10 protein-coding genes are annotated in these 7,942 nt (G+C 45.8%); all 10 read left to right on the top strand.

The genetic code is table 11. The features are described from left to right. The first annotated feature begins 152 nt into the window (after positions 1-152). The 10 genes from AC6CHU_RS22620 (at position 153) to AC6CHU_RS22575 (ending at position 7,883) form a co-directional block, all read left to right on the top strand. On the top strand, positions 153-1,337 hold the full coding sequence (locus AC6CHU_RS22620) for an ATP phosphoribosyltransferase regulatory subunit (protein WP_159863687.1): 1,185 nt from the start codon (positions 153-155) through the stop codon (positions 1,335-1,337). After that, positions 1,334-1,978, top strand: a complete 645-nt coding sequence (gene hisG / locus AC6CHU_RS22615) for an ATP phosphoribosyltransferase (RefSeq protein WP_159863686.1) — start codon at positions 1,334-1,336, stop codon at positions 1,976-1,978. The genes AC6CHU_RS22620 and hisG overlap by 4 nt, the downstream gene beginning before the upstream one ends. Positions 1,979-1,994: 16 nt before the next feature. Continuing rightward, positions 1,995-3,266, top strand: coding sequence for a histidinol dehydrogenase (hisD, locus tag AC6CHU_RS22610; protein WP_159863685.1), 1,272 nt, complete (start codon positions 1,995-1,997; stop codon positions 3,264-3,266). A 15-nt stretch (positions 3,267-3,281) separates the two neighbouring features. Beyond that, positions 3,282-3,869, top strand: coding sequence for an imidazoleglycerol-phosphate dehydratase HisB (gene hisB / locus AC6CHU_RS22605; RefSeq protein WP_159863684.1), 588 nt, complete (start codon positions 3,282-3,284; stop codon positions 3,867-3,869). Next, positions 3,870-4,508, top strand: a complete 639-nt coding sequence (gene hisH, locus AC6CHU_RS22600; RefSeq protein ID WP_498122840.1) for an imidazole glycerol phosphate synthase subunit HisH — start codon at positions 3,870-3,872, stop codon at positions 4,506-4,508. Beyond that, a complete protein-coding gene (gene hisA, locus AC6CHU_RS22595; protein ID WP_498122839.1) occupies positions 4,505-5,242 on the top strand; it encodes a 1-(5-phosphoribosyl)-5-[(5-phosphoribosylamino)methylideneamino]imidazole-4-carboxamide isomerase in 738 nt (245 codons plus the stop codon). Before hisH ends, hisA begins: the two co-directional genes overlap by 4 nt. Next, the gene (hisF, locus tag AC6CHU_RS22590) at positions 5,236-5,994 is read left to right on the top strand and encodes an imidazole glycerol phosphate synthase subunit HisF (RefSeq protein ID WP_498122838.1); all 759 of its coding nucleotides are present in this window, start codon (positions 5,236-5,238) and stop codon (positions 5,992-5,994) included. Before hisA ends, hisF begins: the two co-directional genes overlap by 7 nt. Then, a complete protein-coding gene (hisIE, locus tag AC6CHU_RS22585; protein ID WP_159863680.1) occupies positions 5,991-6,635 on the top strand; it encodes a bifunctional phosphoribosyl-AMP cyclohydrolase/phosphoribosyl-ATP diphosphatase HisIE in 645 nt (214 codons plus the stop codon). The genes hisF and hisIE overlap by 4 nt, the downstream gene beginning before the upstream one ends. Positions 6,636-6,865: 230 nt before the next feature. Continuing rightward, the gene (locus AC6CHU_RS22580; RefSeq protein ID WP_498122841.1) at positions 6,866-7,411 is read left to right on the top strand and encodes a nuclease-related domain-containing protein; all 546 of its coding nucleotides are present in this window, start codon (positions 6,866-6,868) and stop codon (positions 7,409-7,411) included. A gap of 175 nt (positions 7,412-7,586) precedes the next feature. Next, positions 7,587-7,883 carry a hypothetical protein gene (locus AC6CHU_RS22575; RefSeq protein ID WP_498122837.1) on the top strand — a complete coding sequence of 99 codons (297 nt, stop codon included), beginning with the start codon at positions 7,587-7,589 and terminating at the stop codon, positions 7,881-7,883. Positions 7,884-7,942: the final 59 nt, after the last annotated feature.

Below are 7,942 nucleotides of genomic sequence, written 5' to 3'. Positions count from 1 at the left end.
AGCTCCTTTTAAAAAAGGGAGCCTTTTTAATTTTTCTGTCTCTTTTGGTTGACGGAGTGGGGAATGCGCGTTAAACTACATATAACTTCAATTTGCTACCATATTAGCGAACTAAAGGATTCGGAATTTTTAAGTCATAGAGGTGAATACGTATGAGCCGATTATTTATGTTTGAAAAGCCGTTAGGCATGAGAGATACATTACCTGATCTATACGAAAGAAAAGCTGCAGTCCGTTCATCCATCCAGGAGGAAATGAAACGCTGGGGCTATCAGTTTATCGAAACGCCTGCCCTTGAATATTACGAAACAGTAGGAGCGGCTTCAGCGATATTGGATCAGCAGCTGTTCAAGCTGCTTGATCAGCAGGGCCATACCCTTGTGCTTCGGCCGGATATGACCGCACCCATTGCAAGGGTGGCAGCATCCCGACTTTTAAAAGACGAGCTGCCAATCAGGCTTGCTTATTCCGCCAATGTATACCGCGCTCAGCAGCGGGAGGGCGGCAGGCCCGCAGAGTTTGAGCAAATCGGTGTAGAGTGCATTGGCGACCATACGATTAGTGCGGACGGCGAAGGAATGGCGCTTATGATCTCTGCTCTAAAAGAAGCAGGGCTTCAGTACTTTCAGCTATCAGCCGGCCACATCGGCTTTGTCCGTGACTTCTTCCAGCAGATTTTAGGGACGGAAGAAAGAGTGGAAAACCTGACAAGGTTTTTATATGAGAAAAATTATGTAGGATACAGGGAACATGTAAAGAGTCTGGCTCTTTCGTCCATAGATAAACAAAGGCTTCTCGATTTCCTTAAATTAAGGGGCGGGGAAGAAGTCATTGAGATTGCCTATGGCCTTCTGGAAAACGGAACAGGCAAGAAGGCATTAGCCGAGCTTGAACAGCTTTGGGGCATTATGCAGGACTACGGCCAGGAAGGCACCGTTAAATTTGATTTAACGCTCGTCAGTCATATGAGCTACTATACGGGGATTCTTTTTGAAGTATATGCAGGAAATGTTGGTTTCCCGATTGGAAATGGCGGCCGCTATGATCTGCTGCTTCAAAAGTTCGGAAAAGATACGGGAGCAACCGGCTTTGCCATCAGATTGGACCGCCTGCTTGAAGCACTGGAAGACACCAAGGCGGCTGAACCTGTTTACTGCATTTTATACAGTCCGGAACGCCGCAAAGAGGCTTTCGATGTTGCGAAGGAAGAACGTTCAGCCGGAAAGAAAGTGGTCCTGCAGGATATTAGCGGTGTTAAGGACATTGATGCCTGCACCAGCCAGTACGAGGATATTACCTTTTTAGTCGGAAAAGCTGGAAAGGAGAGCATAAAATGAGTGATGTTTTAACGATTGCGATGCCTAAGGGGCGCATTTTTGAAGAAGCAGCAGAATTGCTTCGCCGAGCAGGCTTTCAATTGCCCCCGGAATTCGATGATTCACGAAAATTGATTATCGATGTGCCGGAGGAGAATTTCCGCTTTATCCTTGCAAAGCCGATGGATGTACCCACCTATGTGGAGCATGGTGTGGCAGATCTTGGGATTGCCGGAAAGGACGTAATGCTAGAGGAAGAGCGGGATGTCTACGAGCTGCTTGATTTAAAAATCAGTGCCTGCTATCTGGCTGTTGCCGGACTGCCAAATACCAGGCTAAATGATGTGGCTCCTAAAATTGCTACAAAGTATCCACAGATTGCGGCAGCGTATTTCCGTGAGCAGGGGGAGCAGGTGGAAATCATTAAACTGAACGGCTCTATAGAGCTGGCGCCGATGATCGGGCTGGCCGACCGGATTGTGGATATCGTATCAACCGGCCGGACACTGAAGGAGAACGGTCTCGTTGAATACGAAACCATTGTCGGAATCACATCAAGATTGATCGTCAATCCTGTCAGCTACCGTATAAAGGATGAACGCATCAGCGAGCTCGTTGGCAGGCTGACAGAAGTTATTTCAGGAGAAGAAATAAGCTTTTAAAAGGATGTAGAACCCTATGAAAATATTGAAAATTAATGACCAGGTTTCAATTAAACGGTCTGTTGATAATGGAACAGAAGAACAGCGGGCGATTGTAAAAGATATCATTGAGACTGTCCGCCAAAATGGAGATCAGGCATTAAAAGAGTATACAGAAACATTTGATGGTATCTCCCTAGAGGATTTAGCGGTGACACAGGCTGAGATTGAGGAAGCCTGCAGTCAGGTGGATGAAGAAATCCTAGAAATTATTAGAGAGGCAGCAGATAATATCAGGTCATTCCATGAAAAGCAGCTGCGCCCATCCTGGATGACAACCGAGGAAAATGGCACAGTATTAGGGCAGAAGATTACATCGCTTGATTCGGTTGGGCTGTATGTGCCGGGCGGAACGGCGGCATATCCGTCATCCGTACTGATGAATGTGATCCCGGCAAAGGTGGCGGGCGTCAAACGGATTGTCCTTACCTCTCCTCCTGATAAAAAGACCGGCAAACTGCCGCCTGCTGTTCTGGCAGCAGCACATATCGCAGGTGCGGGAGAAATTTATAAAGTTGGCGGAGCCCAGGCAATTGCCGCATTGGCATATGGAACAGAATCAATCCGGCCTGTCGACAAAATCACAGGTCCGGGGAACATCTATGTCGCCCTCGCAAAGCGCGAAGTATTTGGGGATGTGGATATCGATATGATCGCAGGTCCGAGTGAAATTGCTATATTGGCAGATGAGACAGCGTATGCGGATGAAGTAGCGGCAGATCTTTTATCACAGGCAGAACACGACCCGATGGCAAGTGCAGTTCTTGTGACACCCTCATCCGCTCTGGCAGAAAAGGTTTCAGCCGAAGTTGAACGCCAGCTTGACAGGCTGCCCCGTCAGGAAATTGCTTTACAGTCCATCAGGGATTACGGAGCTATTTATGTGACGGAAAGCATGGATGAAGCAGTTGAGACGGTTAACCATCTCGCTCCGGAACATCTTGAGATTTTAACAAAGAATCCGATGGAGCTTCTCGGACGGATACGTCACGCAGGAGCGGTCTTCCTTGGAAGATTCAGTCCTGAACCGGTAGGTGATTATTTTGCCGGCCCCAACCACGTTCTGCCGACAAACGGGACAGCCCGTTTCTCAAGCCCTCTTAATGTGGAGGATTTTCAAAAGAAATCAAGTATTCTTTTATATAGCGAAAAAGCATTAAGGGATACCGGCGATAAAATTGCGGCATTTGCACGTCTGGAAGGCCTTGAAGCACATGCCAGATCCATTGAAACAAGACTAAGAAAATAAGCTGGAGGAATAATCATGGCTAGAACGGCAGAAATTTCACGTAAAACAAATGAAACGAATATCACTCTTTCCTTGAATATAGACGGAGAAGGCAAAAGCGATCTGGAAACTGGCGTGCCATTTATGACGCATATGCTGGACCTGTTTGCCAAGCATGGACAATTCGACCTGAACATCGCCGCAAACGGCGATACGGACGTGGATGATCACCATACAACAGAGGACATTGGCATTTGCCTGGGCCAGGTACTAAAGGATGCTTTAGGCGATAAAAAAGGCATTAAGCGCTATGGAAATGCGTTCGTTCCGATGGACGAAGCACTGGCTCAAGTGGTAGTCGATCTCAGCAACCGCCCTCACCTTGAGATGCGTGCCGAATTCCCAAGCCAGAAAGTCGGTACATTTGATACTGAGCTAGTTCATGAATTTCTTTGGAAACTCGCGCTTGAAGCGAGAATGAACCTGCATGTCATCGTTCACTATGGACAGAATACTCACCACATCATTGAGGCGATTTTCAAAGCACTCGCTCGTGCGCTTGATGAGGCAACAACGATTGACCCAAGAATTAAGGGAGTTCCATCAACGAAAGGGATGTTGTAAATGATCGGCATCATCGATTACGGAATGGGGAATTTGTTCAGTGTCAGTAAAGCGCTGGAACGTTTGGAGGTCCCTTATTTCCTCTCTGAGAATAAGCTTGAGCTCATGGAAGCAGACGCTTTAATATTACCGGGTGTCGGCTCTTTCAAGGATGCCATGAATATCTTAAATTCTACTGGCCTGGCAGATCTGGTAAAAGAGTTCGCTGATACAGGCAAGCCGCTGCTTGGCATTTGCCTTGGCATGCAGCTTTTATTTGAAAGCAGTGAAGAAAATGGGCTGACAGAAGGATTGCAGCTTCTGCCTGGCCATGTGAGGCGTTTTCAAGGTGCAACAGCCGAAGGTGAAACGTATAAGGTTCCGCATATGGGCTGGAACCGTCTTGAATTCCTGCAGGGATCGCCGATTTTAAAAGGCCTTGCTGAAGATTATGTCTATTTCGTCCATTCTTATTTTGTAGATACAGATGAAAAAGAAGTTGTAATCAGCCAGAGCAGCTATGATGTGGAAGTGCCGGCGGTTGTCGGAAGGGGCAATGTGTTTGGCATGCAATTCCACCCTGAAAAAAGCAGTTCGCTCGGCATGGCGCTTCTACGCAATTTTACCGAGGTGGTTGAAGAAAGGATGTCTGTGAAATGAGCTTTACGATTTATCCGGCAATCGATATGAGAGGCGGCAAATGCGTCCGGCTGCTGCAGGGGGATTATGATAAGGAAACTGTGTATGGCGATTCTCCGTTTGATATGGCCAAACAGTTTGCCGATGAAGGAGCAGACTGGATTCATATGGTCGATCTTGACGGAGCGAAGGACGGAAGACGCGTGAACGATCAGTTTGTCATACAGGCTGCCCGCGAGCTTGGCGCCTCCATCCAGATCGGCGGGGGAATCCGTACGGAGGAAGACATCCTTCATTACCTCGATAATGGCGTAACACGAGTAATCATTGGAAGCATTGCCGTCTCCAAGCCGGAGTTTGCAGTTGAGATGATCCGCAAATTCGGCAAAGCCATTGCGGTTGGACTCGATGCAAAAAATGGCTATGTGGCCACACACGGATGGCTGGAAACATCTGAAGTGAAGGCGGTTGACTTAGGGAGGAAATTTGCCGACGCAGGTGCAGAGACGTTTATTTTTACGGATATTGCAACAGACGGCATGCTATCCGGGCCCAACGTGGAAGCCGTTCGGCTGCTTGCCCGTGAAACCGGGAAAAGTGTCATTGCTTCCGGTGGTGTCAGTGGGCTGGCTGATTTAACGGCACTTCAGAAATATGCTTCTGAAGGTGTTGCAGGGGCGATTGTCGGAAAGGCCATTTATGAAGGGCGGTTTACTGTAGCGGAAGCCTTAAAAGAGGTGAAGGAATCATGCTGACGAAACGCATTATTCCCTGTTTGGATGTAAAAGACGGGCGTGTGGTAAAAGGGGTGCAATTTGTGCAGCTGCGTGATGCCGGAGACCCGGTTGAGCTTGCCCGATTTTATGACGGGCAGGGTGCTGACGAGCTGGTCTTCCTCGATATTTCTGCTTCTCATGAAGGCAGGAAAACAATGGTTGAAGTCGTTAAGGCTGTTGCGTCTGAGCTGGCCATTCCTTTTACAGTAGGCGGGGGCATTAACGCGCTGGAAGATATGAAACGAATTTTGCGGGCAGGGGCTGATAAAGTTTCTTTAAATACAGCTGCCGTAAACAATCCTGATTTAATAACTGAAGGGGCAAATTTCTTTGGCTCCCAGTGCATCGTTGTGGCAATTGACGCTAAATACGATGAAGAGCTCGGTTCCTGGCGAGTGTACACACATGGCGGACGGAAACCGACCGATTTGGAGGTAATCGCCTGGGCACGTGAAGCGGCAAAGCGCGGGGCAGGAGAAATCCTCCTGACAAGCATGGACTCTGACGGTGAGAAAAAAGGCTTCGATGTTAAGCTGACGAAAGCAGTCAGCGAGGCGGTTTCCATTCCGGTTATCGCATCAGGCGGTGCCGGTAATGCTGATCACTTTGCAGAAGCGTTTATTGACGGAAAAGCAGACGCAGCATTGGCAGCATCCATTTTTCACTATAAAGAAACATCGGTTGCTGAAGTGAAATCTTACATTAAGGAAAAAGGGGTGGTAGTCCGATGAATATCGATGCTGTAAAGTTTGACGAACAGGGACTGATCCCTGCTATTGTGCAAGATGCACAGACAAAAGAAGTATTAACGTTAGCCTATATGAATCAGGAGTCCCTTTTAAAATCCGTGGAAACAGGCGAAACCTGGTTTTTCAGCCGTTCCCGCAATGAGCTCTGGCACAAAGGGGCAACAAGCGGAAACACGCAGAAAATTTCAGAAATGAAGCTGGACTGTGACCAGGATGCTATCGTGGTATTGGTGGAACCGGCTGGACCAGCCTGCCACAAGGGTACAGTCAGCTGTTTTGAAGAAAGAGTATATGGTGAAAACACCGCCGGATTACCTGACTACGAAATCCTTTATACGCTTGAAAAAGTCATTGAAGAACGCGAAAAAACACGCCCAGAAGGAGCATACACGACGTATCTCTTTGAAAAAGGCGTGGATAAAATCCTGAAGAAGGTCGGAGAAGAATCCGCAGAAGTCATCATCGCTGCGAAAAACCGTGATAAAGACGAACTGAAATGGGAAGCGGCCGACCTGATTTATCATTTGATGGTGCTGCTGCGCGAGCAGGAACTGCCTTTCAGCGAAGTCCTGAAAGTACTTAATAAAAGGCATGATAAGAAAAATGAACCGGCCTCCGAATAGGGAGGGCGGTTTTTTTGTAATGGTTTCAAATGTAAGATAAATTCTTGAAGATGCTAGATAAAGTTTAGAATCTGCTAGATAAAATAATAACCCTGCTAGATAAATACAAAAATTGCTAGATATAATTGAAAACATGCCAGATATGAAAATAAAATAAAAATATATGCAGGAAAATACTCTTCCTCAGAAGAATTGTTGTATAGCAAATTGAAGGAGTGATGCTTTTGATCATGAAACATCGAACAATACCATTAAGAATTCAGAAAAACGAAGTGCTTTTAAGAAGGCTTCCCAAAAGTCATAAGGCACGGCCTGGAATTGAAAAAGATCAGGCAAAAAGATGGGCGGGATACCGAGGTGAAGCAGCTTTAGACTTCCATTTAAGCAAGCTGCCAGTTAATGAATATATGATTTTTCATGGATTGCGCCTGACAAATGGACAATATTTCTTCCAAATCGATACACTCATCCTCTCTTCGAAGTTCGCCCTCATTTTAGAAGTTAAAAATATTTCTGGAAAACTATACTTCGAATCACAATTTAATCAAATGATCCAGACAACGCATAACGGTGAACAAAAGGGCTATTCTAATCCAATTGAGCAAGCAAGCCAACAAGCTTGCGAATTAGAAAAATGGTTAGTGAGAAGAGGCATTAATCTCCAGGTTGAATTCTGTGTAATGATTAGCAAGCCCTCTACAATCCTCCAAACGTCCTCGGAAAATAATAATCAGCCAAAAAGTCACACATGTTCAATATTTACTAAGCAAAATTAAAAAATTGGATATGGCAATTAATATAACTCCACTCACAAATAAGTAACTTAAAAGGATTTCTAAAATACTTTTAAAGGAGCATGTACAAGAAAAGTTTGATATCTTAAACTTCTATAAAATATCAAAAGATGAAGTTATTAAAGGGGTTCTCTGCCCAGAATGCATTTCAGTATCCATGATTAGAAAAAATGGTGTTTGGATTTGTAAGATCTGCAAGTTAAAAAAGAAGGATGAACATCTTAATGCAGTAACTGATCTATTTTTATTAAATAATGATCAGCCTATTCCCAATAAGGAATTTCGGGATTTCCTTCAGCTAGAGTCCCCTGATATAGCCAGAAGAATATTGGATTCCCTCAGCCTCCCCCAAACCGGCACAAACAAAGGCCGCCGCTATCACCCGCCTCCAGACTATCAGTTAATCTCCGAATTATACACCAGCACCGCTGAATCAACGCGACACCCCCTTTAAAACATAATCGCGATAGGATTTCCAATAAAAAACTCCGCCTGGAAATAGTATTGTCATTT

The organism is Cytobacillus sp. GQ23 (genome assembly GCF_059758675.1).
This window is presented reverse-complemented; position numbering and strand designations above follow the sequence as displayed.

Excerpts from the sequence above, each read along its gene's own strand:
- AC6CHU_RS22620 (WP_159863687.1), top strand. The coding sequence starts at position 153 with ATGAGCCGATTATTTATGTTTGAAAAGCCGTTAGGCATGAGAGATACA.
- hisG (WP_159863686.1), top strand. The coding sequence starts at position 1,334 with ATGAGTGATGTTTTAACGATTGCGATGCCTAAGGGGCGCATTTTTGAA.
- hisD (WP_159863685.1), top strand. The coding sequence starts at position 1,995 with ATGAAAATATTGAAAATTAATGACCAGGTTTCAATTAAACGGTCTGTT.
- hisB (WP_159863684.1), top strand. The coding sequence starts at position 3,282 with ATGGCTAGAACGGCAGAAATTTCACGTAAAACAAATGAAACGAATATC.
- hisH (WP_498122840.1), top strand. The coding sequence starts at position 3,870 with ATGATCGGCATCATCGATTACGGAATGGGGAATTTGTTCAGTGTCAGT.
- hisA (WP_498122839.1), top strand. The coding sequence starts at position 4,505 with ATGAGCTTTACGATTTATCCGGCAATCGATATGAGAGGCGGCAAATGC.
- hisF (WP_498122838.1), top strand. The coding sequence starts at position 5,236 with ATGCTGACGAAACGCATTATTCCCTGTTTGGATGTAAAAGACGGGCGT.
- hisIE (WP_159863680.1), top strand. The coding sequence starts at position 5,991 with ATGAATATCGATGCTGTAAAGTTTGACGAACAGGGACTGATCCCTGCT.
- AC6CHU_RS22580 (WP_498122841.1), top strand. The coding sequence starts at position 6,866 with ATGAAACATCGAACAATACCATTAAGAATTCAGAAAAACGAAGTGCTT.
- AC6CHU_RS22575 (WP_498122837.1), top strand. The coding sequence starts at position 7,587 with ATGATTAGAAAAAATGGTGTTTGGATTTGTAAGATCTGCAAGTTAAAA.